This is a genomic window from Rhizobium sp. M1 (assembly GCF_002531805.1).
GTDB classification, from domain to species: domain Bacteria; phylum Pseudomonadota; class Alphaproteobacteria; order Rhizobiales; family Rhizobiaceae; genus Rhizobium; species Rhizobium etli_C.
Genome location: NZ_NWSW01000012.1, coordinates 90,610 through 115,765 on the forward strand (window position 1 = coordinate 90,610; position 25,156 = coordinate 115,765).

General features: G+C 61.7%; 23 protein-coding genes and 1 pseudogene. 13 read left to right on the forward strand and 11 right to left on the reverse strand.

Annotated elements, in window-relative coordinates:
* Nucleotides 1-4: 4 nt before the first annotated feature.
* Nucleotides 5-1,495 (reverse strand): carnitine 3-dehydrogenase, encoded by a 1,491-nt coding sequence (locus tag CO655_RS13380; protein WP_097664997.1) that lies wholly within the window; start codon nucleotides 1,493-1,495, stop codon nucleotides 5-7.
* A 7-nt stretch (nucleotides 1,496-1,502) separates the two neighbouring features.
* Nucleotides 1,503-2,405 (reverse strand): 3-keto-5-aminohexanoate cleavage protein, encoded by a 903-nt coding sequence (locus CO655_RS13385; protein ID WP_097664998.1) that lies wholly within the window; start codon nucleotides 2,403-2,405, stop codon nucleotides 1,503-1,505.
* 104 nt (nucleotides 2,406-2,509) lie between these two features.
* On the opposite strand from CO655_RS13385, the gene CO655_RS13390 reads away from it, so the two are divergent.
* Nucleotides 2,510-3,499, forward strand: a complete 990-nt coding sequence (locus tag CO655_RS13390; RefSeq protein ID WP_097606055.1) for a GlxA family transcriptional regulator — start codon at nucleotides 2,510-2,512, stop codon at nucleotides 3,497-3,499.
* On the opposite strand, the gene CO655_RS13395 is transcribed toward CO655_RS13390, so the two are convergent.
* A complete protein-coding gene (locus CO655_RS13395) occupies nucleotides 3,477-4,349 on the reverse strand; it encodes a LysR substrate-binding domain-containing protein (protein WP_097665104.1) in 873 nt (290 codons plus the stop codon). The genes CO655_RS13390 and CO655_RS13395 overlap by 23 nt on opposite strands.
* Nucleotides 4,350-4,459: 110 nt before the next feature.
* Here CO655_RS13395 and CO655_RS13400 point away from each other — a divergent pair, with 110 nt between their 5' ends.
* A complete protein-coding gene (locus tag CO655_RS13400; protein ID WP_097664999.1) occupies nucleotides 4,460-5,365 on the forward strand; it encodes an EamA family transporter in 906 nt (301 codons plus the stop codon).
* Nucleotides 5,366-5,545: 180 nt separating this feature from the next.
* Here the strand turns inward: CO655_RS13400 and CO655_RS13405 are convergent, their stop codons facing one another.
* The gene (locus CO655_RS13405; RefSeq protein WP_097665000.1) at nucleotides 5,546-5,980 is read right to left on the reverse strand and encodes a hypothetical protein; all 435 of its coding nucleotides are present in this window, start codon (nucleotides 5,978-5,980) and stop codon (nucleotides 5,546-5,548) included.
* Between the two features lie 611 nt (nucleotides 5,981-6,591).
* Here CO655_RS13405 and fdhA point away from each other — a divergent pair.
* Nucleotides 6,592-7,782 (forward strand): formaldehyde dehydrogenase, glutathione-independent, encoded by a 1,191-nt coding sequence (gene fdhA, locus CO655_RS13410; RefSeq protein WP_004674667.1) that lies wholly within the window; start codon nucleotides 6,592-6,594, stop codon nucleotides 7,780-7,782.
* A gap of 110 nt (nucleotides 7,783-7,892) precedes the next feature.
* Here the strand turns inward: fdhA and CO655_RS13415 are convergent, their stop codons facing one another.
* Nucleotides 7,893-8,699, reverse strand: coding sequence for a transporter substrate-binding domain-containing protein (locus tag CO655_RS13415; protein ID WP_097665001.1), 807 nt, complete (start codon nucleotides 8,697-8,699; stop codon nucleotides 7,893-7,895).
* Between the two features lie 124 nt (nucleotides 8,700-8,823).
* On the opposite strand from CO655_RS13415, the gene CO655_RS13420 reads away from it, so the two are divergent.
* Together CO655_RS13420 and CO655_RS13425 are read left to right on the forward strand one after the other, a co-directional pair.
* The gene (locus CO655_RS13420) at nucleotides 8,824-11,196 is read left to right on the forward strand and encodes an EAL domain-containing protein (RefSeq protein ID WP_097665002.1); all 2,373 of its coding nucleotides are present in this window, start codon (nucleotides 8,824-8,826) and stop codon (nucleotides 11,194-11,196) included.
* Between the two features lie 158 nt (nucleotides 11,197-11,354).
* On the forward strand, nucleotides 11,355-11,939 hold the full coding sequence (locus tag CO655_RS13425; RefSeq protein WP_010029332.1) for an isochorismatase family cysteine hydrolase: 585 nt from the start codon (nucleotides 11,355-11,357) through the stop codon (nucleotides 11,937-11,939).
* A 64-nt stretch (nucleotides 11,940-12,003) separates the two neighbouring features.
* On the opposite strand, the pseudogene CO655_RS13430 reads toward CO655_RS13425, so the two are convergent.
* The 3 genes and pseudogenes from CO655_RS13430 to CO655_RS13440 all read right to left on the reverse strand — a co-directional run.
* Nucleotides 12,004-12,572: pseudogene (locus CO655_RS13430) on the reverse strand (DUF4010 domain-containing protein); the annotation flags it as partial.
* A gap of 54 nt (nucleotides 12,573-12,626) precedes the next feature.
* Nucleotides 12,627-12,953 carry a hypothetical protein gene (locus tag CO655_RS13435; RefSeq protein ID WP_097665003.1) on the reverse strand — a complete coding sequence of 109 codons (327 nt, stop codon included), beginning with the start codon at nucleotides 12,951-12,953 and terminating at the stop codon, nucleotides 12,627-12,629.
* A gap of 483 nt (nucleotides 12,954-13,436) precedes the next feature.
* Entirely contained in the window at nucleotides 13,437-13,775 is a 339-nt protein-coding gene (locus tag CO655_RS13440; protein WP_097665004.1) for a TraR/DksA C4-type zinc finger protein, read from the reverse strand.
* Between the two features lie 231 nt (nucleotides 13,776-14,006).
* On the opposite strand from CO655_RS13440, the gene CO655_RS13445 reads away from it, so the two are divergent.
* Together CO655_RS13445 and CO655_RS13450 are read left to right on the forward strand one after the other, a co-directional pair.
* Complete coding sequence (locus tag CO655_RS13445) at nucleotides 14,007-14,831, forward strand: universal stress protein (protein ID WP_097665005.1); 825 nt, start codon at nucleotides 14,007-14,009, stop codon at nucleotides 14,829-14,831.
* Between the two features lie 121 nt (nucleotides 14,832-14,952).
* The gene (locus CO655_RS13450; RefSeq protein ID WP_097665006.1) at nucleotides 14,953-15,936 is read left to right on the forward strand and encodes a zinc-dependent alcohol dehydrogenase family protein; all 984 of its coding nucleotides are present in this window, start codon (nucleotides 14,953-14,955) and stop codon (nucleotides 15,934-15,936) included.
* A 78-nt stretch (nucleotides 15,937-16,014) separates the two neighbouring features.
* Here CO655_RS13450 and ugpC read toward each other — a convergent pair whose 3' ends face one another.
* Entirely contained in the window at nucleotides 16,015-17,082 is a 1,068-nt protein-coding gene (gene ugpC / locus CO655_RS13455; RefSeq protein WP_097665008.1) for a sn-glycerol-3-phosphate ABC transporter ATP-binding protein UgpC, read from the reverse strand.
* A gap of 341 nt (nucleotides 17,083-17,423) precedes the next feature.
* On the opposite strand from ugpC, the gene CO655_RS13460 reads away from it, so the two are divergent.
* The 6 genes from CO655_RS13460 (at nucleotide 17,424) to CO655_RS13485 (ending at nucleotide 23,642) form a co-directional block, all read left to right on the forward strand.
* Complete coding sequence (locus tag CO655_RS13460; RefSeq protein WP_097665009.1) at nucleotides 17,424-19,064, forward strand: extracellular solute-binding protein; 1,641 nt, start codon at nucleotides 17,424-17,426, stop codon at nucleotides 19,062-19,064.
* Nucleotides 19,065-19,136: 72 nt separating this feature from the next.
* The gene (locus CO655_RS13465) at nucleotides 19,137-20,255 is read left to right on the forward strand and encodes a sugar ABC transporter permease (RefSeq protein WP_097665010.1); all 1,119 of its coding nucleotides are present in this window, start codon (nucleotides 19,137-19,139) and stop codon (nucleotides 20,253-20,255) included.
* A complete protein-coding gene (locus CO655_RS13470) occupies nucleotides 20,255-21,166 on the forward strand; it encodes a carbohydrate ABC transporter permease (RefSeq protein WP_097665011.1) in 912 nt (303 codons plus the stop codon). The genes CO655_RS13465 and CO655_RS13470 overlap by 1 nt, the downstream gene beginning before the upstream one ends.
* A 16-nt stretch (nucleotides 21,167-21,182) precedes the next feature.
* The gene (locus tag CO655_RS13475) at nucleotides 21,183-22,211 is read left to right on the forward strand and encodes a LacI family DNA-binding transcriptional regulator (RefSeq protein ID WP_097665012.1); all 1,029 of its coding nucleotides are present in this window, start codon (nucleotides 21,183-21,185) and stop codon (nucleotides 22,209-22,211) included.
* A 43-nt stretch (nucleotides 22,212-22,254) separates the two neighbouring features.
* Nucleotides 22,255-22,716 (forward strand): RbsD/FucU domain-containing protein, encoded by a 462-nt coding sequence (locus CO655_RS13480; protein ID WP_097665013.1) that lies wholly within the window; start codon nucleotides 22,255-22,257, stop codon nucleotides 22,714-22,716.
* Nucleotides 22,713-23,642 carry a ribokinase gene (locus CO655_RS13485; protein WP_097665014.1) on the forward strand — a complete coding sequence of 310 codons (930 nt, stop codon included), beginning with the start codon at nucleotides 22,713-22,715 and terminating at the stop codon, nucleotides 23,640-23,642. The genes CO655_RS13480 and CO655_RS13485 overlap by 4 nt, the downstream gene beginning before the upstream one ends.
* Nucleotide 23,643: 1 nt before the next feature.
* Here CO655_RS13485 and CO655_RS13490 read toward each other — a convergent pair whose 3' ends face one another.
* Together CO655_RS13490 and CO655_RS13495 are read right to left on the reverse strand one after the other, a co-directional pair.
* Complete coding sequence (locus tag CO655_RS13490) at nucleotides 23,644-24,099, reverse strand: pyridoxamine 5'-phosphate oxidase family protein (protein WP_097665015.1); 456 nt, start codon at nucleotides 24,097-24,099, stop codon at nucleotides 23,644-23,646.
* A gap of 141 nt (nucleotides 24,100-24,240) precedes the next feature.
* Entirely contained in the window at nucleotides 24,241-25,155 is a 915-nt protein-coding gene (locus tag CO655_RS13495; RefSeq protein WP_097665016.1) for an SMP-30/gluconolactonase/LRE family protein, read from the reverse strand.
* Nucleotide 25,156 lies beyond the last annotated feature (1 nt).

Genomic DNA, 25,156 nt, shown 5'->3' on the forward strand with positions numbered 1-25,156 from the left:
CCTCCTACCGTTTCTGGCCGACGTGACGGCCAGCGCCCTCGGGCAGCGCCAGTTCCGCATGGGACGCGGCAAGCGCCTTTACCCTGTCGAGCACCGCGGCCGGCGCCGCCACCGCCTTGCCCGCCTTGCTGTCGACATGCAGCAGCATCTGCTCGGCGGTTGCGATGAGCTCGCCCGTCGCCGTGTCGTGCAGGGTGTGGAAGACATGCAGCCGTTTCTCGTCGGCGGTCAGGACCTGGCAGGCCGAATGGATCGCCTGCCCGAGCTTCGCCTCGCCGAGATGGCGGATATGGCTTTCCACCGTGTAATAGCTGTGCCCCGCCTCGACATAGGCAAGGTCGACGCCAACAAGGCGCAGCAGCGCATCGGACGTATCGCCGAACACCTGAAGATAGCGGTGCTCGGTCATATGGCCGTTATAGTCGACCCAGGCCGGGCTCACCTTGGTTTCGACAAGCCGCAGCGGCTTCGAAGGATCGGCCGGCATGGTCTCGCCGCCACCGCGCACCCAGAGCGATTGCTCAAAATCCTTCAAGAGCTTGCCGGCGCCCCAGCCCTTGCCGCCATCGCCGCCCTTCAGCGCCTGCAGGATGCCGACGAGATTTTCGTCGCGTATGCGCTCAAGCTGGCGGATCGAAAGGCCCGCCGCCTGTTCGTCGGATTGCCGGCCGATCTTTTCGATCAGCGCATCATCCAGATCGACGACATCGGTAAGCTTGGTCCAGGGCCAGGCGAGGCAGGGACCGAACTGGGCGAGGAAATGGCGCATGCCGGCCTCGCCGCCGGCGATGCGGTAGGTCTGGAACAGGCCCATCTGCGCCCAGCGCAGGCCGAAGGAATAGCGAATGACGTCGTCGAGCGTCTCGACGGTGCAGATGTCGTCGTGGATGAGCCAGAGCGCCTCGCGCCAGAGCGCTTCGAGCAGCCGGTCACCGACGAAGGCCTCGATCTCCTTGGCGATATGGACGCCCTTCATGCCGATCGGCGGCAGTCTTTCCATCGCCGCCCGGATGGTTGCCGCCGACGTCTTCTCGCCACCGACGATTTCGACGAGCGGCAGCAGGTAGACCGGATTATAGGGGTGAGCGACGAAGAGGCGTTCGGGATGCTTCATGTCGCGCTGCAGATCGGTCGGCAGCAGGCCCGAGGTGGAGGAACCGATCAGCGCATCCTGATGCGCCGCGGCATCGATCTCGGTCAGGACACGGCGCTTGAGATCGAGCCTTTCCGGCACGCTTTCCTGGATCCAGTCGGCGTCCGTGACGGCTTCCGCCAGCGTCTCGCAGAAACGGAGCCTGCCGCGCGGCGGCAGCGGCGCGCCGGTCAACATGGCATAGGCTTTTTCGGCATTGGCGATCACCTCGCCGACGATGCGGCCTGCTTCCGGATGCGGGTCGAACACGTCGACGTCGATGCCGGCCAGCAGGAAACGGGCGATCCATCCGCCGCCGATGACGCCGCCGCCGATACAGGCCGCCTTGCTGATCTTGGTCATGATATCCTCAGCGCTTCGTCAGCTTCAGCTTGTTGCGCACATCTTCCGGTCCGATGATCCGCGCCCCCATGCCTTCCACCACCTGCACGGCCTTTTCGACGAGCTGCGCATTGGTGGCGAGCTGTCCTTTGCCGACGAAGAGATTGTCCTCCAGGCCGACGCGCACATTGCCGCCGGCCAGAACCGCCGCGGCCGGATAGGCCATGGCGTTGCGGCCGATCGAAAAAGCCGAGAAGGTCCAGCTCGGAGGCACGTTATTGACCATCGCCATGAAGGTGTTGAGATCGTCGGGCGCGCCCCAGGGAATGCCCATGCAGAGTTGGATCAGCACCGGATCTTCGATCAGGCCTTCCTCGGCAAGCTGCTTGGCGAACCAGAGATGACCGGTGTCGAAGGCTTCGATCTCCGGCCGCACGCCGAGATCCGTCATCTTTTTCGCCATCGCCCGCAGCATGGCCGGCGTGTTGGTCATGACATAGTCGCCGAGGTTGAAGTTCATCGTGCCGCAGTCGAGCGTGCAGATCTCCGGCAGGCATTCGGCGACATGGCTGACGCGCTCGCTGGCACCCGCCATATCAGTGCCTTTCGGATTGAGGGGCAGGGGGCTTTCGACATCCCCGAAGATCAGGTCCCCGCCCATGCCGGCCGTGAGATTGAGGACGACGTCGATATCCGCCGAGCGGATGCGGTCGGTGACTTCCCTGTAGAGATCGTTGCGGCGGCTGGCGGCCCCCGTTTCCGGATCGCGGACATGGCAGTGAACAACGGCCGCCCCAGCCTTGGCGGCGTCGATCGCGGAATCCGCGATCTGCTTGGGAGTAATGGGAACATGGCTGGATTTGGAAACCGTATCGCCGGCGCCGGTGACAGCGCAGGTGATGAAGACATCGCGGTTCATCGCTAGAGGCATGATTTTGTTCTCCCCGTCTTGTCAGGCATTACGCGACAGGTTTGCCGACGATGCTTTGCATTTTCGGTGCCATTCGATACATTATCGGAAACGGGAGATGGGCTTTGCTGCAGCGATCGACGGAACGGCTCGATATCGATCTTCTCGTCCTGCCGGAGACGAACCTGATTCTGATCGCGTCGGTCATCGAGCCGCTGCGCGGCGCCAACCGCATCGCCGGCAGCGAACTCTATCGCTGGCGGCTCTTGACGCCGGACGGAGCGCCGGTCCCGACCACCAGCCATATCGCCATCCCGGCTGAGGGCACTTTCCGGGCGACGACAGAGGAGACGCCGCTGTTCGTGCTGGCCAGTTACAACTGGCGTCGCGGCGCCACGCCGGCGCTGAAGATGCAGCTCTCGCAGGCAGCCCGCTACCGCACCATCATTGCCGGCATTGAGTCCGGCACGTGGCTGCTCGCCGAAGCAAGCCTGCTCGACGGACTACCGGCGACCGTCCACTGGGAAGACTACGAGGATTTCGCCCTGGCCTATCCCGAGGTGAGGGCCGTCAAGGATCGTTTCGTCATCGACGGCAAGCGGCTGACAACATCAGGTTCGCTGCCGACCGTTGACCTGATGCTGGAGGTGATCCGGCAGCGGCAGGGTTATTCGCTGGCGCTCGAAGTCAGCCGGCTGTTCCGTTACGAGCAGCCTTCCTTCCACGCCGACGAAATGCTTTCCGCCGCGTCGGCGGGACTGCGCCTGCATGATCCCCGCGTGACGCAGGCGGTGCATCTGATGGAAGAGCATATCGAGCAGCCGCTGGTTTTGGCCCGGCTCGCCCGCAGGGTCGGCGTCAGCGCCCGCCATCTGCAGGACCTCTTCCAGCAGAGCATCGGCGCGCCGCCGCATGTGCATTATCTGGCGCTGCGTCTGAACACGGCCCGCCGCAAGGTGATCGAGACGACGGCCTCCTTTGCCGACATCGCGGCGGCGACAGGCTTCAATTCCGCCTCGGCCTTTGCGAGAAGCTACCGGGCGAGTTTTTCTGAAAGCCCGTCGGAGACGCGGCGCCGCTTGCACCGCCGCGTCATATCATCGGCACCGACATAGGCTGGAATGCGTCCCGCAGCATTTCGGCCAATTCCCGCACGGCCTCGCTGGAGCGGAAACTATTGCGGCGCAGCACGACCTTTGAGGAATCGACCGGCGGAAAGCCATCCTCGGCGGTCAATTCGCGGCAGCCGGGCGGAATGCTGCTGCGGGAAAGCGTCGTGACGGCAAGGCCGGCGATCACGGCATTCTTCAGCCCCGAACCGGTATCGGCGATGAAGGCGATCCGGTAGCTGCGGCCGATCTGCTCCAGCGAACGGAGCGCAAAGTCGCGTGACCAGGTCGAGTTGCGATAGGTCGCAACCGGCAGGGGATCGATGTCGTGCAGCCGATGCACCATCGACGTGACCCAGACGGTCGGATCGACGCAGAGAACCTCGCCCTTGTTCTGGTCGCTCCAGTCAAAGACGACGGCGAGATCGAGCTCGTCCCGTTCCAGGGCGGCAAGGTTGCGGACCGTGTAATCGCAGGAGACGGTGACTTCGACTGCCGGATGGCGAACCGCGAAAGCCGCAAGCGCTGCCGGCAGCACCGTCTGGCTGTATTCTTCGGGGATCCCGATGCGCACTGGCCCGTCGAGCGGCTTGCTGCGGATCGTCGCGGCCGCCTCGTTCAGGAGATCGATGACCCTGCGGGCATAGGGCACGAGCTGGATGCCCTGGCGCGTGAGCAGCACGCCCCGGGCGCCGCGCTCAAAAAGGTTTTCGCCGATCGCTGCTTCGAGCCTCTTGACCTGGGTGCTGACGGCAGATTGCGTCCGCCCGATGCGCTGGGCGGCCGCCGAAAAGTTCGACGTCTCGGCGACAATAAGGAAGGTTCTGAGAAGGTCGCTTTCGATCGGTTCTTGCATGGCAGCCATAGAAAAAATCGATGATAGCTATCACTACTATTCGTTTGTCTAATGTCAATTCGTGGCGCAGAAATGAACTGCGTTCGACTTCCTTCTTTGAGAATCTCTGCGTGACCATTGAAAATCCGACTGCACGCCTCGCAGGCAGCGAGCATGAGAAGGGTGTGCTTCTCATCGTTGCCGCGACGCTCGCCTGGAGTGCGAGCGGCGTTTACTCGCGGCTACTCACGACCGACGTATGGACGGCGATCGCCTGGCGGTCGTTGTTCGGCGGCCTGTTCCTGCTGATCCCCTGCCTTTTCCTCGAAGGGGGCATCTCGCGGCGGCAATGGCGTTCCGTCTTCCATCCGTCCGGTCTTGCGATGATCGCATGCCAGACCTTCAGTCAGGGATGTTTCATCGGGGCGCTCTACATGACCACCGTCGCCAATGTGACGATGATCTATGCGACGACGCCCTTCATCGCGGCTCTGTTCGGCTGGCTCATCCTCAAGGAGAGGGTCGCCAGGCGGACGATGATTGCCGGCGCCGTGTCCCTCTTCGGCGTCGGCGTCATCGTCGCCTCGTCGATCGGCGGCGGTACCGGCTGGGGCGACCTCTTGGCGCTCGGCATGACCGCCTCCTTCGCGCTCGTTATCATCATTCCGCGCATCGATCCCGGCGTGCCGAGCCTGCCGCCGACCGTCGTCAGCGCCTTCCTAACCCTCGTCATCTTCGCGCCGTTCGGTTCGGTCGGCTCGCTCGACCTGCACAACTGGATCGTCCTTGCCGCCTTCGGCGCCACCAATTTCTCGCTGGCGCTGGTGCTGTTCCTTGCCGGGGCGAAGCGGATGCCGCCGGCGGAAGCCGCGTTGATCGGCACGATGGAAATCGTGCTGACGCCCTTCTGGGTTTGGCTGCTGTTTTCAGAACAGCCGCCCGTCGCCACCTATTTCGGCGGCGCGATCATCCTCGGCGCTGTGTTCTGGCATACCGCGGTCGACTTCAACCGGGGCCGGCGGTCTTACGGCGGCTAGGGCAATTCCAGCAAAGCGCGTAGCGTTTGCCGGGAAAGCGCGAAGCCTATCCTCCGGTCCCACCGAAGCAACCGTTTTGCGCTGGCCCTGTTCGCGTTTGCCGAGGCAGGTGACCTGCACACTGCCGTGGCAGGCCGCTTCACGTCGCGGCGAACGCCAGCCTTACAGCGTCATGGCCTTTTAGCCAAAGAACGCACGAAGCTGAGCGAAAAACCCGCTTGGTCTGGGGTCTGCGATCCTTCGCACGCGGCGAGCGACTGCTGCCGCGCTGACGCTTTCACCAAAATGACAGAAGCAGACAAGCTCGTGCAACTGTTCGTCGCTGAGTTCGAAGAACCGTTTGGCTTCTCCATAGCTGTCATTTTCCATTCCGGCCGCCCGCAGAATGGGATCAGCGAACGCAACGGAGATCGGGGTGTCGTCACCCCGCAGGGCAAGCCGATCTGCGATCGGCTGATACTCTGTCTCGTGAAGCGTCTTCAAAAACGGTCTGGGGCTGCGTTCGAGACATTCAGCCCAGCGCTCAATGCGTTCGCGCCGTGTCAGTTCAAGGGGTTTTATGCTCGTGCTGATCTTCGCAACTGTTTTCAGCTGCTCCAGTGCATACTGTTCCATTCCGGCCTCCTATCTTCGGAAAAATAGACGGTCCGCTCCCGAAAATAGCGTGGCTCAGGACGCAGCCGATGTCCAATCACGATTGGAAACGGCATCTGCCGCTGCCCGAACAGATTTGATTACCGGAGGAGATGACGACTTTGCCGATTGTCGTCTTGAGGGGCACCCGTGTCGTTTTTTCGGGCTCTGTTTTTCGTCAGGCATGGTTTTCTTGTCACGTTCACGGCGCTGCCGCGCAAGCGAGCGACATGAAGCATGGCCGGCCGCCGGCGCGCCGCCACGGTGATAAAGGACTGAAATCCTCAGGGATGACCGGATAGTTATCCGTAAAAGATATCCAGACGGATCGAAAGGAGGTTCTGTAGCCCTAAATCAGCTCTTTTCGCAGCAGATCTACGGATTGCGGCGGGCGATGACGAGAGCAGCACGACAGGCCAGCCCTATCGTACTCACTCTCTCCTCGATCCAGTCTGTCCCCGCCTATCTGCGAAATTCGAACATCGCCCGATGCGGCGGTGAATACCGGATTGCAGAGGAGGCAGGCCGGAGGAAAGCATTGCCATCGGCTGCATCGGCTGCAGATCGAGGCACTCAACAAATGGGAGGAATCCATGAGCAAGAATAGAGGCGTCGTCTATCTGAGGCCGGGCAAGGTCGAAGTTCGCGACATCGACGACCCGAAGCTGGAAGCGCCCGACGGCCGCCGCATCGAACACGGCGTCATTCTGAAAGTGATCTCGACCAACATCTGCGGCTCCGACCAGCACATGGTCCGCGGCCGCACGACGGCGATGCCGGGCCTGGTCCTCGGTCACGAAATCACCGGCGAGATCATCGAGAAAGGGATCGACGTCGAGATGCTCGACATCGGCGATATCGTCTCGGTACCGTTCAATGTCGCTTGCGGCCGTTGCCGCTGCTGCAAATCCCAGGACACCGGCGTCTGCCTGACCGTGAACCCGGCCCGCGCCGGTGGCGCTTACGGCTATGTCGACATGGGCGGCTGGATCGGCGGCCAGGCACGCTACGTCACGATCCCCTATGCTGATTTCAACCTGCTGAAAATCCCGGATCGCGACAAGGCAATGGCGAAGATCCGCGATCTCACCATGCTCTCCGATATTCTACCGACCGGCTTTCATGGCGCAGTGCGCGCCGGCGTTGGCGTCGGCTCGACCGTCTACATCGCCGGTGCCGGCCCCGTCGGTCTTGCGGCTGCGGCTTCGGCTCGCATCCTCGGCGCCGCCGTCGTCATGATCGGTGACTTCAACAAGGACCGCCTGGCGCATGCGGCCAAGGTCGGTTTCGAACCGATCGACCTCTCCAAGAGCGATCGTCTCGGCGACATGATCGCTGAGGTCGTCGGCAGCAACGAGGTGGACAGCGCCATCGACGCGGTCGGCTTCGAGGCACGCGGCCATTCGGGTGGCGAACAGCCGGCGATCGTGCTCAACCAGATGATGGAGATCACCCGCGCCGCAGGCTCGATCGGCATTCCCGGCCTCTACGTCACCGAGGATCCCGGCGCCGTCGACAACGCCGCCAAACACGGCAACCTTTCGCTTCGCTTCGGCCTCGGCTGGGCCAAGGCGCAATCCTTCCACACCGGCCAGACGCCGGTGCTCAAATATAATCGCCAGCTCATGCAGGCGATCCTTCACGACCGCTTGCCGATCGCCGACATCGTCAACGCCAAGGTCATCCCGCTCGACGAAGCCGTCCAGGGATATGAGAGCTTCGACCACGGTGCGGCGACGAAATTTGTTCTCGACCCGCATGGAGAGGTCGCGAAAGCCGCCTGACGACAAAGCATCTCGCGCTAAAGTGCGCAGCCGCGCGCTTTAGCTCAAAACGGAGATGGCCGGGAAGACCCGGCCATCTCGCAGCAGTCACACCAAAATTCTGTTGCCGGCTACTGGATGCTGAACGGGAAATACTTGGCATTGATCATGTCATAAGTCCCGTCTTCCTTGATCGTCTTCAACGCCTCGTTCAGGCGCGCAAGGCGCTCCTTGTCGTCCAGACGCACCGCAATCCCGGCACCTTCGCCAAAAAAAGTGACGTCGACCAGATCCGGCCCTTTGAACGCGCAACAGGTTCCCGCCTTCGTATTGGCGATCCAGTCGTAAATGGCGAGCTTATCCTCCAGGATAATGTCGACGCGCCCATCCGACAGGCCTTTGTACAATTCCGGCGATGACCGGAATACCGTCTTTTTCATGTCGGCATAGAAATGGTTGGCATAAGATTCCTGCGCCGTCGACGACGTCACTCCGAGTTTTTTGTCATTGAGGGCGGCGGGACTGACGTCAGTGATCGGCGAATCCTTCCGCGCGATGAACACTGACGGGCTGTTGTAGTATTTCTCGGTGAAAGCGACCTTCTGGCGCCGCTCCAGGCTCATCGACATCGATGAGATAATCGCGTCGTATTTTTCGGCAATGAGATCGGGGATCATGTCGTCCCACTTCTCGATGATGAATTGGCATTCGAACTTGCCGGTCTCGCAAAGGGCATTGGCAATATCGATGTCGAAACCCTGAAGTTTGTTATTCGCATCGAGATAGTTGAAGGGCGGAAACGCACCTTCGACGGCAACTCTCATCGGCGTTCGCTCTTGCGCGGCCACCGGCAGCGGCGAGACCGCCGCCAAAACGACACCCACCCCGCCCACCATCAGCGCGCCGCGCAATAAAGTCTGAATGGATATTCGCAACATCGCCGGAACCCCCTGGGCGTGATCGATCTCGCCCTATAGTGCGCCGCAGCCTTTAATTCTACGTGAACGCTTATTTGTTAGCGTCGACGAATGCGCCCGTATCGTGGTGTCCAGGGGTCCAGGCTTGCACATCGTAGTTCCATCCAGCTCCAACACGTTCCAGAAGTCCTGGATCGCCTCGGGAAGAATTCTCTTTCTGATCGCCATCAGCGGGCTCGGAGCGATTGGACTCGTCGTGCTATCGGCGCTCTGGGCAGGAGCCGAAAGCGACGCTGCGGCCCTTGATCGCCAGCGTCAGCTGGTGAATGCGCGCCTGCGCGAACAGGTCGATCAGGTCGCCCATGTCATCGGTCAGTTCGGCAACGGCTATCTCGCCCGCGTTTATCCCGCGTCCCGATCGGCAGGTGTTTCCTCCAGCCTCGATACGGTTCTGGCCGCGGCGGCCGGCAGCGCAATCAGCGAAACCGCAATGTCCGCCTTCGGATACGATCAGGCCTTTGTCGTCGACGAGAAGGCTCAGCTGAGCATGCTGACCGACGCGAAGACGGAAAAACGCTATCGCTGGATGAAGCCTCTGTTTTTGCCGCTCCTCAGGGATAGCCGTCTTACGGCACGCCACAGCCAGACTTTCAGCGACCGAACGCCATCCTCGCTGGAAAGCCGTCGGGCGAGCGCGTTTCGCCCCAACCATGCGCTGGCCAATCTGATGCGGCTGGAAGGCCGGCCGACGATCGTCGGCATCGTCGCCATCAACGAAGCTCCCGATGGACAGCCGCAGCCGATGCGGCAATTCCTGATCGTCGTGCGGTTTCTCGATGGTGCGGCCCTCGACGAGTTGAGCCGGCAGCAGGGCCTCAACGGCGCGCGCTTTGCCCGCACGGCCGATGCCGACGAAAATGAGGTCGCGTTCCAAATCGACGCGACGGCAAATGGTGAACCGATCGGCTTCATCGTATGGCGGCCCGATCTTCCAGGTTCACGGGTGATCGGCCGATTGATGCCGGCGCTTTCGATTGCCGCCCTGGTGATCGCCGTGCTGTTTTCGGTGCTGCTTGTGCGGCTGCGGAGCAGTCTCGGCGAATTGAAGAGAAGCGAGCTGCATGCAAGGCAGCTTGCCTTGCATGACGTACTGACCGACCTTCCCAACCGCGCCCTGTTCGCCATACGGTTCGAGGAGTGCTTGACCGATACGCGGCATTCGACCGAGCGCTCGGCCGTCGCACTTCTCGATCTCGACCGCTTCAAAGCGGTGAACGACACGTTCGGCCATGCCGCCGGTGATGAACTCATCAGGATGGCCGCGGAGCGGATCCGTTCCGTCCTTCGTCCTGATGATACGCTCGCCCGGCTTGGGGGCGACGAATTTGCCTTGCTTCTCCGGGACATCAAGGATGACGATCAAATCCTGCTGTCCATATGCGATGCGATCGTTGCCGAACTTGGCAGGCCCTTCCCGCTTCTGAGGGGCGAAGCGGTCGCCCGGGTCGGCGGCTCGATCGGCGTCACCATCGTGCCGGATGCCGGGCGAAATGCCGATGACGTCATGCGTTATGCCGATGTCGCACTTTACGAGGCAAAGATGGGCGGGAGAGGCCAGTGGCGCGTCTATTCCCCGTCCATGGACGGCGGCAGAAATGCGCGCGACATTCTCAAGAACGAATTGCGCGAAGTACTGGCCAAAGGCACGGCCCCCTCCGCTGGCAATCCCCAACCCGGCCCGGGCGGCAGCAAGCCGGATTTCGGATCGCTTGAGGTCTATTACCAGACGGTGCATCGCGCCGAGGGCGGATATTCGGCTTCCGGCGCGGAGGCTCTCGTGCGCTGGCGTCACAGTCAGCGCGGACTGCTCACCCCTGCGAGCTTCATCCCCGCAGCCGAAGAGGGTGGCCTCATCGACGCCCTCGGTTTCTGGGTCTTGCGTGAAGCCTGCCGGGCCGCCTGCACATGGCCCGAAGACACCTTCGTGGCGGTCAACGTGTCGCCGGCCCAGCTGAGAAGACCAAATTTCGCCGAGGAAGTCTTCGCCGTGCTCGAAGAGACCGGCCTGCCGCCATCCCGCCTCGAGCTCGAGCTCACCGAGTCCTCGCTCATCGAGGATAATTCGGATGTCTACACGGTACTGAAATCACTGCGCAGCCGGGGCATTCAGATTTCCCTCGATGATTTCGGGACCGGCTTCTCATGCCTCAGCCATCTGGTGCGTTTCGACATCGACCGCATCAAGATCGATCGCTCCTTCGTCTCGCAGCTCGGCGCAAAAGCCAACGGAGCGGCCATCATCGGCGCGATCGTCACCCTCAGCCGCAATCTCGGCATCTCGACGACGGCAGAAGGGGTTGAAACCGAATATCAACGCGACTTTCTGACCGCCCTCGGCTGCACCGATCTCCAAGGCTATTTCTTCTCCAAACCGGTTCCTCTCCGCGAACTCGACGGCTTCGCCAAATCGGAGAGCGGCGCCGGATCACGGACGATCACTTCGGGCGCCATTGCCTAAAAGCGCGTCGCGATCTTTCAGATTGCTCCCTTAGATCTTGTTTTACGCAAAACCGCTGCCCGGTTTTGCGCGACATGCTTGAGAGCCTTTGATCTTCCACCACGCGGGAACTTTCGTTCCGGGCAGCGGTTGACGCCCGAAGATGAAGGGAGGATCTGATGGGTGGGATCGGCGAGTGGCGGCACCTTTGCGTCGACATGCAGCGCATGTTTGCCGAAGACACCCCATGGCACGTGCCCTGGATGGTTCGGATCTCTCCACAGATCGAGGAGCTTGCCGGCCGGCATCCGTCTCGGACGATTTTTACCCGCTTCGTGCCGCCCCAGCATCCGGATGCGATGCCGGGAAAATGGCGCGACTATTACCAGAAATGGTGGATGATGACGGGCGAGCACCTCCCGCCCGAGCTTGTCGATCTGGCTTCCTCGCTGGCCTCGCTTGTTCCGCCGGCGCGATACTTCGACAAACGCACCTATTCGCCCTGGATCGACGGCCGCCTCCATAAGATCCTTCAGTCGGAGCGGGTCGACACTCTTGTGATCACCGGCGGGGAAACGGATGTCTGCGTGCTCGCCACGACGCTTGGCGCCATCGATCTTGCCTATCGCGTCATCGTGCTGAAGGACGCCGTCTGCAGCAGCGCCGACGACACTTATGACGCATCGCTGGAACTGTTGCACGATCGATTTTCCGTCCAGCTGGAACTCATGGAGACGGAAGAGTTCTTGAGCGGCCTCGGCTGAGAAGGTTTCGAGCAGAGGTAAAGAGTAAAGCGCGTCGCATGAATCAAATTTGATGCGACGCGCTTTAGGTCAGCAGCAAGCCGGCAACGCCGGCGAGCGTTGCAATACCACTCACGACGCCCAGCCGAACCACATAGCCCAAGCTTCCCGCGATCCCCGCGAGAACGGTTTTCGCAAGAAGATTGGCGAAGGCGGCGACCGCGATCGCATGCGCGGCCGCAGCGCCGGCACATTTGACGACGGGAGCTTCGCAATCGACAGGGTTATCGCGTCAAGATCGCTCAGGCCCGTGATGAAGGCCACGGCGAGCAGAAGAGCAAAGCCCAATACGCCCCCCATCACCTCCAACGGATTTTTCGGTGAAAAGTCGGCACCGTCGGAGCGCGGCGAGAAGCCGGCGAGGCCGCCGCCGATGGCGAGCACCGCGGCAGCCGGTCCGAGGAATGCCGCAAGCTCCATCAGCACCGCTGCTGGTGCGATGACGCTGCAGATCAATAGTACTCGGCTTGGGGATACGGGCCCCGCCAGCATCGCTCCGGCCGAAAGCAGCGGCGAGAGCGCCGACATCTGCTTCGATTGACGGGCGAAGGAAAATGTCAGGGCCGTCGAGGAGACGATACCGCCGCAGGCACCACCCACAGGCGGCGTTCTTGATCGTAGGGCGAGGATGAGATGGAGCAGTTGCTCCTAGCGGCTCTTCTGCGGATTTTGGCTACCGGTTCGCACCTCGGCTTCTGCCGCTTCCAGAGCGGCGCTGAACAACTGAAGCGCGAACTCTTTTGCTGCCTTTTCGTCGTCTGCACAGAGCTTCAACGGCGCGCACCTCTCCTTCAGACTGCGAATGAGCTTTCGGCGAAGCCGGAAAACCAGATGCGGGTCCGTTTTTGCGAGAAGCTCCTGCAGGCAGGTGACGGCAACCACTTCGAACATCAAAAGCCTGCCTTCGACTTCGCCTTGCGAAGGAATGGGAAAACGCTCACCGCCCCGCTTTAAATCTCGCTCTGTCGAAAGCATCGAAAGCCTCCAAACCGATGATAGGCCTCCACTCGCTGAAATTCCACATCGCAAGTCCAAGGCCACTCTTATGTGAAGAAGCAGCTTATAAGGTGTAAATCGGCCTCGCTTTGACGAAGGTCAAGCAGGGCTGGGGCTGTTCGGCCCACGAACCGGGAAATGCTTTAGTCGATGAAAAACGCGGCGCGGCCTGACAATTTCCGGACAAGGATTCCAAAGAAGATGTGCGGAGATTCGGCGAGCACCGGAAGCTCTTTCGGCTGGCATAGCATTCAGCCAGCGTGAATTCCCGTAAACTCAATGACATGAGACGGTCCTCTCGACTGATCGAGGAGTCACTGTAGGCCGACGCTCATTTCGCGCATTGACAAAGAGCAATTTCGCCTTGGATCGATCATGCCCGGCTGCGGGCTTAAGCCATCGAAGGCGTGACAGGAGGAGGAGCCATGCTCAGCATGAGACGGCGGCGCTCCTTCTCCAGCCTTAAGAGGAACGCCTCTCATCCGCCAGGCGAGCACAGGTCGCGCAGTAGGGCGTGTAGGGAATGGCATCCAGTCGGGCGGTCTCGATGGGGGCAAGACAGGTGACACAGCGTCCGAACATCCCGTGTTTCAGACGCTCAAGGGCTGCGTCAATCAGCCGGATTTGCGCACCCGCTTCCCTTCGCATTTCCGACAGCACCTGATCGTTCTCGAGCTGGGTAACGCGATCTTCGCTATCCGGATCCAGCGCGGTGCCGAGATCGGCGTCGATCGCCGACAGCCGGCGTTGCAGGTCCACTTTCGCGGTTTTCAGTTTGTCTTCCAGATCCTCGTGCTTCATCGATCGCTTCCCGGGAACGGCGGCCCATGCCGGCCTCTGCCAGTCCATTCAACCGACCGACGGTCGATTATCGAACAGTGGTGGTCACGCTACAGCCGTCAAGGAATGCTGCATTGATCCGCGTCAATGGGTGGTTGAGAGATGCTCGGTTTGAGGCATGTCAATGCCGCAATTCCGGCAGAGCGTCAGAGTATGGGTATCAGACACCCACTCCCTGCTCTGGAGTACACCATGAAACGCCATATTTTTCTTCCACTCCTCACCTATCCGGATGCGACATCGGAATTCATGGTCGCCAACGCCGTCGCCCTTGCGCGTCACATGCAGGCGACGCTGACGGTCTGTGCGGTCGAGATTACCATTCCCAACGTCTCCAATGCGCTGTCTTCGCTGATCATCGATGCGGCACAGATGGCGCGGGAGGCCGGAGCGCTGAGCCGCAAGCGCGCTTCGGTGCTGACGCAGAAGGCAGTAGACGAGGCAAAGGCAGCTTCCGTCGACCTGCGTACGCGCGAAATCAAGGTTGAGGAGCCATTCGTCGTCGAAGCGCTGGCAGAAGCCTCGCGCGCCTACGATCTCGTGCTTCTGGAACTGGCGGGTCTGTCCCGTCCGATCGTCGAGGCGGTGCTGTTCGGATCCGGTCGGCCGCTCATCCTTTATCCCCCGGCGCCTTTCGGCGGCCGGATGGATCACATCGCCATCGCCTGGGACGGCAGCCGCGCCGCCGCGCGGGCCGCCCACGACGCCTCGGCCTTCCTGGAGCGGGCATCAAAGGTCTTCCTGCTCTCCGTCATCGACGAGAAGCCGGTGACATACGAGACGGGCGATTATCTCATCGAGAATATGCTCAAGAGCGGCGTGAAGGCCGAGGCATCACGGCTACACGCCCACGGCGAGCCGGTCGGAGAAGTATTGCAGAACAAGGCGCTCGAAATGCGGGCGGACCTTCTCGTCATGGGCGGTTTCGGCCATTCGCGCCTGCGTGAATTCGTGCTCGGCGGTGCCACGCGGGCCGTGCTGACCAACATCACCCTGCCTGTCCTGCTGTCGCATTGAGGCTCCGGGTGCGGCGACCGTCCGCTCTTCCTCGCGCATTGAATGCGCAATATGCTCCGGCTTGGGTCACAGTCATCCCCGCGGTTTCCGGGGAAGTGGCGCCGCAGATGAGGAGGAGCTGATGAAGGCAATGATCCTCGAAGCGACCGGGTCACCCCTTCGTCCGGTCGAGCGGCCCGATCCCGTGCCGGGGAAGGGAGAATTGATGCTGAGGGTGGAGGCCTGTGCCGTCTGCAGGACGGATCTCCACGTCTGCGACGGCGACCTTACCAGCCCGAAGTTACCGCTCGTTCCCGGCCATGAGATCGTCGGCATCGTCGAAGCGGTCGGGCAGGGGGTCTCCGCGTTGCGGATCGGACAAAGGGTCGGCGTAGCCTGGCTCGGCCATACGTGCGGCGGCTGCTCCTTCTGCCGCAACGGAGAGGAGAACCTTTGCGACCAACCGCAATTTACCGGCTATACGCGCGACGGCGGTTTTGCCACCCATGTCGTCGCAGATGCCGATTATGCCTTCGCGCTGGACGAGCAGGCCGATCCCGTCGCGCTTGCGCCGCTGCTCTGCGCCGGTCTCATAGGATGGCGTTCATTGAGGAAAGCCGGCGACGGCATGAGGATCGGGCTGTATGGGTTCGGCGCGGCCGCTCATATCATCGCCCAGGTCTGCCTCTGGCAGGGCCGCGACGTCTACGCGTTTTCGAGGGCAGCCGATGATGCGGCGCGCCGTTTCGCCCTCAGCCTCGGCGCGGTCTGGGCGGGAGGCTCTGACGAGCGTCCGCCCGTCATGCTCGATGCAGCCATCATCTTCGCCCCGGTCGGAGCGCTCGTGCCGGCCGCCTTGAAGGCGGTGCGGAAGGGAGGCAGGGTCGTCTGCGGAGGCATTCATATGAGCGATATCCCAGAGATGCCCTATGCCTTGATCTGGGGCGAGCGAAGCGTGGTTTCGGTGGCAAATCTCACCCGTGGCGACGCGGAGGAATTCTTTCCCGTTGCCCGTCAGGCAGGCGTCAAGACGCACACGACCGTCTATCCGCTTGCCGACGCCAACCGGGCGCTCGACGATCTGCGCACCGGCCGGTTGAGCGGGGCGGCCGTTCTGACGCCATGAACGGCGAACCGTCTTTTGCGTGAATCGTCGCGGCTCCTCGCCCGCCGGCGCCTGCGGATCGACCGGACATCCAGGACGTCAATCCCGCCGCAGCGTCTTGCCGGATTCCGCATCGAACAGATGAAGCTTGCCCGGCCGGGCCGCTATCGTCACGACCTGCCCCGGCTCGAAATCGTGACGTTCGGACAGCACCGCGACAAGCTCGCCGGGGCCGTAGCGCAGGAAGACCATCGTCTCGTGGCCGGTGGGTTCGGTGACGTTGACGGTCGTTTCCAGGCCGCCCGGGCTGAGGGACAGATGTTCGGGCCGCACGCCGAGACGCACGGCCTGTCCATCGGACGCCTCCGGCGTGAAACCGAGCGCAATCTCGTCGCCGGTCTCGGTGACGAACACCGCACCATCGGCCTTGTAGCGGCCTTTCAGCAGATTCATCGACGGCGAGCCGATGAAGGTCGCCACGAACGTATTGCGCGGACGATCGTAGAGTTCCAGGGGCGTTCCGGTCTGCTCGATCTTGCCGCCCTGCATGACGACGATCTTGTCGGCCATGGTCATCGCCTCGACCTGGTCATGGGTGACATAGATCGTCGTGGTTCTCAGGCGCTGGTGGAGCTCCTTGATCTCCTTGCGCATCTGCACACGCAGCTTGGCGTCGAGGTTCGACAGGGGCTCGTCGAACAGAAAGACCTGCGGCGACCGGACGATGGCGCGTCCCATCGCGACGCGTTGCCGCTGGCCGCCGGAAAGCTGGCGCGGATAGCGGTCAAGATAGGGCACGAGGTCGAGGGTTTCGGCCGCCGCCTGCAGCCGTTGTTTGATGACATCGGCCGGCTGCTTCTGCAGGCGCAGCGCAAAGACCATGTTTTCGGCAACGGTCTTGTGCGGATAGAGCGCGTAGCTCTGGAAGACCATCGCGATGTCACGGTCCTTCGGCGGCAGATTGTTGACGATCTTTCCGCCGATCGAAATGGTGCCGCCGGTAATGCTTTCGAGCCCCGCGACCATGCGCAGCAAAGTCGACTTGCCGCAGCCGGACGGCCCGACCAGCACCACAAACTCGCCGTCGCGAATTTCGATATCGACGCCGTGCAGGATGTTTAAGGCGCCGTAGGCCTTGCGCGCCTCCGAAATATTGACCTCAGCCATATGCCTCCCAATCGCTTTCCGGCTACCCCAGGGGCGGTCCCAAGGGATATGCGTCGCTTGACAATATCCACGGCATTGGGGTCGAGGCAACCGCGTTCCGCCGCTGCCCGAAAGACCGTGAGACCTCCTCCATGAAACGTTTCATTTATTGTTGACTTTTGTCGCTTGCCGTCTAATGCTCGATGGCGAGACCGAGAGGAGCGGTTTCGAGCAAGAATTATGAAACGTTTCATTTTCTTGCTTACCAGATAGTTCTGCACGAAACCAGTCCAAAAATCGGACCGGAACCAGTTCGGAAAGACCGGCTGGCGGCAGCCCAACGAAGCGTGGAGGAGGAAGACATGAAAGTCGAAATATACGATGCACTGATGCGCCGTCAGGCAAGCCGCCGCGACGTTCTGCGCGGAACGGCGAGTGCAGCGGCGCTGCTCGGCCTGTCCGGCGCAGTCGGCGGAATTCCCGGCATGGCGTTCGCTGCCGATGATCTGCGCGCCCAGATCCTGCAGATACCGGGGGTCGGCAAGGGCTCGCCGACGGATGCAGACTGGCAGAAGGTCGGCGAACTCTGCCTCGGTCCAACCAAGGCCAACGTCAAGCAGGGCGAATTCACAGGTGTCGAGCTGACCTTCATGGGGCTCAACAACCAGAATCTGCACAACTTCCTGTTCCGCGGCTTCCTGAAGCCGTGGGAAGCCTATACCGGCGCCAAGATCAACTGGATCGACCTTGCGCAAGCCGACTACAATGCCCGCCTTCAGCAGTCGATCGCGACCGGCACGGTCGATTTCGACATTCTCGAAATGGGCGCCCCCTTCGAAGGCGACACAGCCGGACGCGGGCTTCTGGACGAGATGCCCGACTGGGCGGCAAAGCAGATCGAAGCCGACGACCTGGTGAGCTACCTGAAGCCCCCGGTCGGCACCTGGGACGGCAAGACCTATCGCGTGACGATCGACGGCGACTGCCACACCTTCGCCTATCGCAAGGATTACTTCGGCGAGGGCTCGATCAGCGGCATGGCCGAACCGCCGAAGACCTGGCAGGAGGTCAACGCAGCATCCAAGGCGCTGATCGGTAAAACCGATCCGCTGACCGGCCAACCGGCCTACGGCTATCTCGATCCGCTGAAGGGCTGGGGCGGGTTCGGCTTCTATTTCATCGAGAACCGCGCGACCGCCTATGCCAAATATCCGGGCGACCCGGCCTGGCTGTTCGATCCTGACAACATGAAGCCGCTGGTCAATAATCCCGCATGGGTCCAGGCGATCCAGGACGTCTTGGATCTGATCGCGGCCAAGGCCTATCCGGCCGATCAGATCAATGCCGACCCCGGCACCACGGCCTTCTCGCAGTTCCTCGCCGGCACCGGCGCAATGCTGATGTGGTGGGGCGACGTCGGCTCCGGCGCGCGCACCTCGGACACCTCGGTCGTCGGCGACGTGGTCGGCTTCGGCATCAACCGCGGCTCCAACCGCGTCTACAACCGCAAGACCGGTCAATGGGAAGACAAGTATAACGAAGCGCCCAACATGGCCTATATCGGCTGGGGCATCTACGTCACCAAGCAGGTCTCCAGCGACGAGAAGAAGCGCAAGGCGGCCTGGTCCGCTGCCGCCCATCTCGGCGGCAAGGATCTGTCGCTGTGGACGTCGGCCTATCCCTCCGGCTTCCAGCCCTACCGTCAGTCGAACTTCAACTACGACGAATGGGAAAAGGCAGGCTACGACCGCGCCTATATCGAGGACTATCTCGGTTCGAACGCCGACAGCTACAACCATCCGAACGCCGCGATCGAACCACGCATCCCCGGCATCTTCCAGTATTACTCCGTCGCCGAGGACGAATTGGCGAAGGGTTTTGCCGGACAGTACAAGTCGGCTCAGGAAACCGCCGATGCGATTGCAGCCGCCTGGGAAAAGATCACCGACCAGATCGGCCGCGACAGCCAGCTGAAACTCTATCGGGCGAGCCTCGGGCTCTGATCCACTGACCAAACGCGCCGGCGGATCGAAAGCGATTCCGCCGGCGCCTTTTCTATCCGGGCGAGGAATATCATGTCGACAGTCGAAGGCGACCTGCTGCACACGGTCGAAGCCGGCTCCATTTCCGCGAGCCGCCGTTTCTGGGGCCGCGCGGCTCTGTGGCTCAGCGCCGCATGGTTCATAGCGTCCTTTGTCTTGCAGGGGGTCCATGAACTCGGCTGGACCGCATGGGGTTTTGCGAACTGGCGACCCGTCCTCTATGCTTACTTCCTCTGGGCCGCGGTTCTTTGCGTCACGCGCGTCGTCATTTACGGAGAGGCCGGCAAGAAGGCGCTTTTTGTTCTGCCGGCCGCGCTTTTCGTCGTGTCGATGGTGGTGTTTCCACTGCTCTTTGCGCTCTGGATCGGCTTTTCCGATTGGAACCTCGCCTCTTCTGCCGGGCGGCGCTTCAACGGGCTCGAAAATGTGCGACGGATGATCGCCGACCCGTTCTATGCCAACGCCTTGCTCAACATGATCCTTTATTCCCTGGCGATCGTCGTGGAATATGCGATCGCATTCGGCCTGGCGCTGCTCCTCAACCAGGAAATCCTTGCCCGCAAATTCTGGCGGGTCACCTTCCTCGTACCTTTGATGCTGTCGCCGGTCGCCGTGAGCTGGATGGTCGGCAAATCGATGTTGGAGACCCGTTTCGGCCCGATCGCGCGCCTAGCCCGCTGGCTCGGCTGGGAAAACCCTTCCTTTTTCGGCGATCCGCTGACGGCGCGGCTTTCGATCATGATCATGGATGCCTGGACCTTCATTCCCTTCATGATGATCATGTTGCTCGCCGGCTTGCAGGCCTTGTCACGGGAGGTGCTGGAGGCGGCCGAAGTCGATGGCGCCACCCGCTGGCAGCGTTTCTGGCAGGTCATTTTCCCGCTGATGCTGCCGGTGTCGGTCACGGCGGTGATGATCCGCATTATCTTCAAGCTCAAGCTCGCCGACATCATCATTACCGTGACATCGGGAGGCCCGGGCGGGGCGACCGATTCCGTCACCAGTTTCATCTATCGCGAATACCGCGACCGTTCGAATGTCGGCTACGGGACGCTGCTCGCGCTCGTCTATCTGGTGATCATCGTCATTGGGATGACGGGGCTGATGAAGATTTCCGACCGTATCGTGAAGCGGATGACAGGAAGGCTCTGATGGTTCGCATCGATTTCGAAAAATACGGGCGGGGCCAGCGCATTCGCTGGTGGGCCATGCGTTTTGCCGTCTACGGCCTGCTCGTCGTCTGGGCATGTGTCTGCATCTTCCCGCTGTTCTGGACGGTTTCGACCTCGTTCAAAACAGCCGCGGATGTCATGCGCGGCAATCTGATCCCTTGGTTCAATTTTACCCCCAGCTGGCTCGGCTGGCGCTCGGTCGGGCTCTCTCCCGATACGATTTCGCAGATATCGACGGTGCGCGACGAATTCATGCGCCGGCTCTGGAACAGCGTCATCATCTCGGTCACGGCATCCGCTCTTGCGGTCGTGCTCGGATCGCTGGCGGCCTACGGCCTCAGCCGCTTTTCCTACAAGTTCGGCCATATGCGCAATTCCGACATCTCCTTTTTCTTCCTGTCGCAGCTCATCATGCCGCCGGTCGTGCTCGCCCTGCCGTTCCTGGTTCTCTACAAGGAATTGGCGCTGCTCGACACTTATGCCGGCATGATCGCCGTCTATACGCTGATGGTCCTGCCGATCGTCGTCTGGATCATGCGCGACCAGTTCGCCACCATCCCGGTGGAGCTCGAGGAGGCAGCCCTGGTCGATGGTCTGTCGGTCTGGGGCGCTTTTGCCCGCATCATCGTGCCGCTGGTTCTGCCGGGCATGGTGGCCGCCTTCCTGCTGGCGCTGATCCTGTGCTGGAACGAATATTTCTTCGCCGCACTGCTGACCTCCACCAATACCAACACGCTGCCGGTGATGATTGCCAGCCAGACAGGCAGCCAGGGCATCAACTGGTGGTCGATGGCCGCCCTTTCCACCGCCGGCATCCTGCCGCTGGTCGTCGTCGGCGTCGTGCTGGAAAAGCATATCATCGCCGGAATGACCGCGGGCGCCGTAAAATAGCTGCGGGATGTGAGAAATGGCGAAGATGCCGACAGTCAAGGACGTTGCCGAACATGCGGGCGTATCCGTGGGCACCGTTTCGCGTGTACTGTCGGGCGAAGCCGCGGTCAAACCGGTGCTGCGCGAAAAGGTCAACAACGCCATTTCGGCGCTTGGCTACCGGCCGAACGTCACCGCAAGAGCGCTGCGCACCAGCAAAACCGACGTCATCGGCCTCGTCGTTCCCGACATCACCAATCCCTTTTTCGCGCAGCTTGCGGCAAGCATCGAGCGTGCGGCGCTCGAATGCGGGCACAGCCTGATGCTGGCAAGCTCGCATAACGACAGCGAGGCGGAGCAGAGCCACGTTTCGGCCTTTCTCGACCGGGCGGTGCGCGGCATCATCGTCGTGGCTTCGAGCGATGGCTCCGGTCTTGAGCTGCCGGCTTCGGTTCCGGTCATATCGCTCGACCGGCGCTTCGGCACCTTTCCCCTGGTGTCGACCAACCATGCGCAGGCAGCCACGCTGATTGCCGATCATCTCTATGGGCTGGGGCACCGGCGCATTGCCTATATTGCCGGGCCGACCGACACCGAAGCAGGGCGCATGCGCAAGGAGGCCTTCGTCAGCCGCATGGACGGATTCGCCAAGACCGGCGAGGCCGTTGACCTGGAAATCACTTACGGCAGATTCGACTACGAGTCCGGCGAAAGAATTGCCCGTAATCTGCTTTCGCGCCCGGCGCAGGACCGGCCGACGGCGATCGCGGCCGCCAGCGACCAGCAGGCGATCGGCGCATTACGCGCGGCCCGCGATCTCAAGATCGACGTGCCGCGAAAACTATCCGTCACCGGTTTCGATGATATTTCGCTCGCCAATCTCGTCGTGCCGCGGCTGACGACCATACGCCAGCCAGCCGACATGCTGGCACGCCGCGCGGTCAGCCTTCTGCTGGCGGAGCCGCCGGGCACGGCAGACGAAATGGTCGACGGATCGCTGATCGTGCGCGGTTCCAGCGGGCCATGTCCGCAACGCAAGGCGGATATCACAGGACATACCAATTGAGGCACGGCCGGTGCTCCGGCTACGAGAAAAAGGACGAAGGTCAATGCTCAAAGGAATTCGGGCCGCGCTCAACGGCGACATTCTGCAAGCACTTTGCAACATGGGACACGGCGATTATCTCGTCATCTCCGACATGAATTTTCCATCGGATTCAATTGCCCGCCAGACGCGTCTCGGTAAATTGCTGACCATGGAAAACATTCCCGCGCCGCAGGCAATCGACGCGGTCCTGTCGGTCTTGCCGCTGGATACACCGATCCAGCCGTCGGTGGGCCGCATGGAAGTGATCGGCAAGCCGGATGAAATTCCGCCGATTCAGCAGGAGGTCCAGGCGATTGTCGATCGCGCCGAGGGCAAGCCGTCGCCGATGTATCCCGTCGAACGCATGGCCTTCTACGACATCGCCAAGCAGGCCTATTGCGTGATCGCAACGGGGGAACTGCGGTTCTATGGATGTTTCCTTCTGACCAAGGGCGTCATTCCGGCGCAGGAGGCCATCCGATGAGCGAGAAAAGCGGGATCGTCATCCTAGGTATTTTTGCCGCCGACACTGCCTATAAGGCAAAGCGCTTGCCCTATATTGCCGAGACGCTGATGGGATCCGGGTTCACGCTCGGGCCGGGAGGCAAGGGGTCTAATCAGGCAATTGCGGCGGCAAAGGCCGGCGGCAAGGTGACCTTCATCTCAAGGGTCGGCAACGACCCGTTCGGCGCGATGGCGCTTTCAGCCTATGCGGAGGCCGGCGTCAAAGCCAATGTGATGAAGATGGACGGCGTTTCCAGCGGCGCCGCCTTCATCTTCGTCGACGAGGTGAGCGGCGACAATGCCATCATCGTCGTGCCGGGTGCGGCAGGCCTCATCGGCATCGAGGATGTCGATGCGAACCGGGCGGAGATCGAAAGCGCCGCCATCTTCATGACCCAGCTCGAACAACCGCTCGAGGCCGCCATGCATGGATTGTCGATGGCCAAAAGAGCAGGGGCCACGACGATCTTCAACCCCGCGCCGGCACGGGTGATCCCGGACGGCATCTACGGCCTGTGTGATTTCATCGTCCCCAATGAAGTGGAAGCCGCCGAATTGGTGGGGCATGCGATCACAACCGATGAGCAGGTCCGTGCGGCGGGCGGCGCTCTGCTGGATCGAGGAGCGCGGGCGGCGGTCATCACCCTTGGTGGACGCGGAGCGTACTATCACACCGCAGAACAGAGCGAATTTGTTCCCGCATTTTCGGCGGGCAATGTCATTGACACGACGGGGGCCGGAGACGCTTTTCTTGGCGGTTTCGCGACGGCGATTTCTGAAGGACATGCGCCGGTCCAGGCCATCCGTTTCGGCTCTGCGACCGCCGCAATTGCCGTCACACGGCCAGGCACTGCTCCCGCCATGCCGTCACGCGCCGAGATTGATGCCTTGCTGCGCTCCTCGTAATTTAAGAGCGCGGGTCGGAGCCGGCGAGGGTAACTTCGCCATTCTCCTCGCCGTCCCAGTATCGAATGGAGGACGCTGATATCTTGATCAGCACAATGCCTGGTGTATCGATCCCTCCGGGAAACCAGCGATCGAGATCAGCAACCCAGTGTTTTTCGAAGGCCGCCTTGTCCCGCACCAGAGACGCGATGCCCTCGATCGCAATGAAAATGCCCGGCTTGCCAAGTAAGCTGGGCGGAGCAGTGAATGTCAGAGATACGATCTCCGAACCCTTGATCTCTGCGATTTTCCGGCTGTTCTCGTAAGAGAAGAACCACGAGTCACCATCATACTCGACGTCGCCGTTGTTGCTCATCGGCCGGCTTGCAATCCGGCCGGAACCGGCGTTGGTCGAAAGCATACAGAAATCGATCTTCTTCAGGCGCGAAGAGAGATCTTCGAGTGTCATGGACGCCATTGTTATCTCCCATGTTTGGACGCGGGGATAGCGTGCAGGCTCGCTGTTTGTTCCGAGAAGGCGGCTGGAGCATGGGACGGGCGGTTCGAGGTCGGATGTGCAGGTCCAATCCATCGTTTCCGCCAGGTTTGAAGGGTAAGCTCAGGGCACCTGAGCGCCTGCTGTGGCAACGTAAACGGCATAGAGCGAGTGCGTGGCTGTGATGAACAGACGGTTGCGTCTGGGGCCACCGAAGGTGAGGTTCGCGACGGTCTGGGGTACGCGGATTTTGCCGATCAGCTTTCCCGTCGCGTCGAAGCAATGCACGCCGTCGGCCGCACTCGACCAGAGGTTACCCTCCACGTCGGTGCGGATGCCGTCTGGAATGCCGTTGTCGATATGGCAGAAGACACGGCCGTTATCGAGCCTGCTGCCGTCGAACACATCGAAGGCGCGAATGTGACGCGGCAGGTTTTCGTCGTGGCTTGCCGCCGAATCCGCAACGTAGAGGATCGTTTCGTCAGGCGAAAAGGCGAGGCCGTTCGGCTGAGTGAAGTCCGTGACGACAACAGTAAGCTCACCGGTCGCCGGATCGAGGCGATAGACATTGCGCGTCGCCTGCTCCGGCTCGGCCCGATAGCCTTCATAGTCGGACATGATGCCGTAGGTGGGATCGGTGAACCAGATCGTGCCGTCCGATTTCACCACGACATCGTTCGGCGAATTGAGCCTCGCGCCCTTAAAACGGTCGGCGAGCACGGTGATCGAGCCGTCGATCTCGGTGCGCGTCACCCGGCGCCCGCCATGTTCGCAGGAGATCAGCCGCCCCTGCCGGTCGCGCGTGTGGCCGTTGGTGAAGTTGGACGGGTGCCGGTAGACAGAGACGCCGCCCTCGGGCGTCCACCGCAGCATGCGCTGATTTGGAATATCGCTCCACAGAAGCTGGTTGGCATCGTTGAACCAGACGGGGCCTTCCGCCCAGCGGCAGCCGGAATAGAGTTCGTCGAGGCCGGCGCTCGTCACGATCATCTGTCGGAAGCGGGGGTCGTGAATTTCGTAAATGCTGGCCTCTGCCATG

Coding starts and splice junctions, on each gene's coding strand:
- CO655_RS13385 (WP_097664998.1), bottom strand. CDS start 2,405: ATGCCTCTAGCGATGAACCGCGATGTCTTCATCACCTGCGCTGTCACC.
- fdhA (WP_004674667.1), top strand. CDS start 6,592: ATGAGCAAGAATAGAGGCGTCGTCTATCTGAGGCCGGGCAAGGTCGAA.
- CO655_RS13460 (WP_097665009.1), top strand. CDS start 17,424: ATGAAAGTCGAAATATACGATGCACTGATGCGCCGTCAGGCAAGCCGC.
- CO655_RS13485 (WP_097665014.1), top strand. CDS start 22,713: ATGAGCGAGAAAAGCGGGATCGTCATCCTAGGTATTTTTGCCGCCGAC.
- CO655_RS13470 (WP_097665011.1), top strand. CDS start 20,255: ATGGTTCGCATCGATTTCGAAAAATACGGGCGGGGCCAGCGCATTCGC.
- CO655_RS13395 (WP_097665104.1), bottom strand. CDS start 4,349: ATGCAAGAACCGATCGAAAGCGACCTTCTCAGAACCTTCCTTATTGTC.
- CO655_RS13435 (WP_097665003.1), bottom strand. CDS start 12,953: ATGCTTTCGACAGAGCGAGATTTAAAGCGGGGCGGTGAGCGTTTTCCC.
- CO655_RS13415 (WP_097665001.1), bottom strand. CDS start 8,699: ATGTTGCGAATATCCATTCAGACTTTATTGCGCGGCGCGCTGATGGTG.
- CO655_RS13465 (WP_097665010.1), top strand. CDS start 19,137: ATGTCGACAGTCGAAGGCGACCTGCTGCACACGGTCGAAGCCGGCTCC.
- CO655_RS13445 (WP_097665005.1), top strand. CDS start 14,007: ATGAAACGCCATATTTTTCTTCCACTCCTCACCTATCCGGATGCGACA.
- CO655_RS13425 (WP_010029332.1), top strand. CDS start 11,355: ATGGGTGGGATCGGCGAGTGGCGGCACCTTTGCGTCGACATGCAGCGC.
- CO655_RS13440 (WP_097665004.1), bottom strand. CDS start 13,775: ATGAAGCACGAGGATCTGGAAGACAAACTGAAAACCGCGAAAGTGGAC.
- CO655_RS13480 (WP_097665013.1), top strand. CDS start 22,255: ATGCTCAAAGGAATTCGGGCCGCGCTCAACGGCGACATTCTGCAAGCA.
- CO655_RS13495 (WP_097665016.1), bottom strand. CDS start 25,155: ATGGCAGAGGCCAGCATTTACGAAATTCACGACCCCCGCTTCCGACAG.
- CO655_RS13405 (WP_097665000.1), bottom strand. CDS start 5,980: ATGGAACAGTATGCACTGGAGCAGCTGAAAACAGTTGCGAAGATCAGC.
- ugpC (WP_097665008.1), bottom strand. CDS start 17,082: ATGGCTGAGGTCAATATTTCGGAGGCGCGCAAGGCCTACGGCGCCTTA.
- CO655_RS13450 (WP_097665006.1), top strand. CDS start 14,953: ATGAAGGCAATGATCCTCGAAGCGACCGGGTCACCCCTTCGTCCGGTC.
- CO655_RS13380 (WP_097664997.1), bottom strand. CDS start 1,495: ATGACCAAGATCAGCAAGGCGGCCTGTATCGGCGGCGGCGTCATCGGC.
- CO655_RS13490 (WP_097665015.1), bottom strand. CDS start 24,099: ATGGCGTCCATGACACTCGAAGATCTCTCTTCGCGCCTGAAGAAGATC.
- CO655_RS13475 (WP_097665012.1), top strand. CDS start 21,183: ATGGCGAAGATGCCGACAGTCAAGGACGTTGCCGAACATGCGGGCGTA.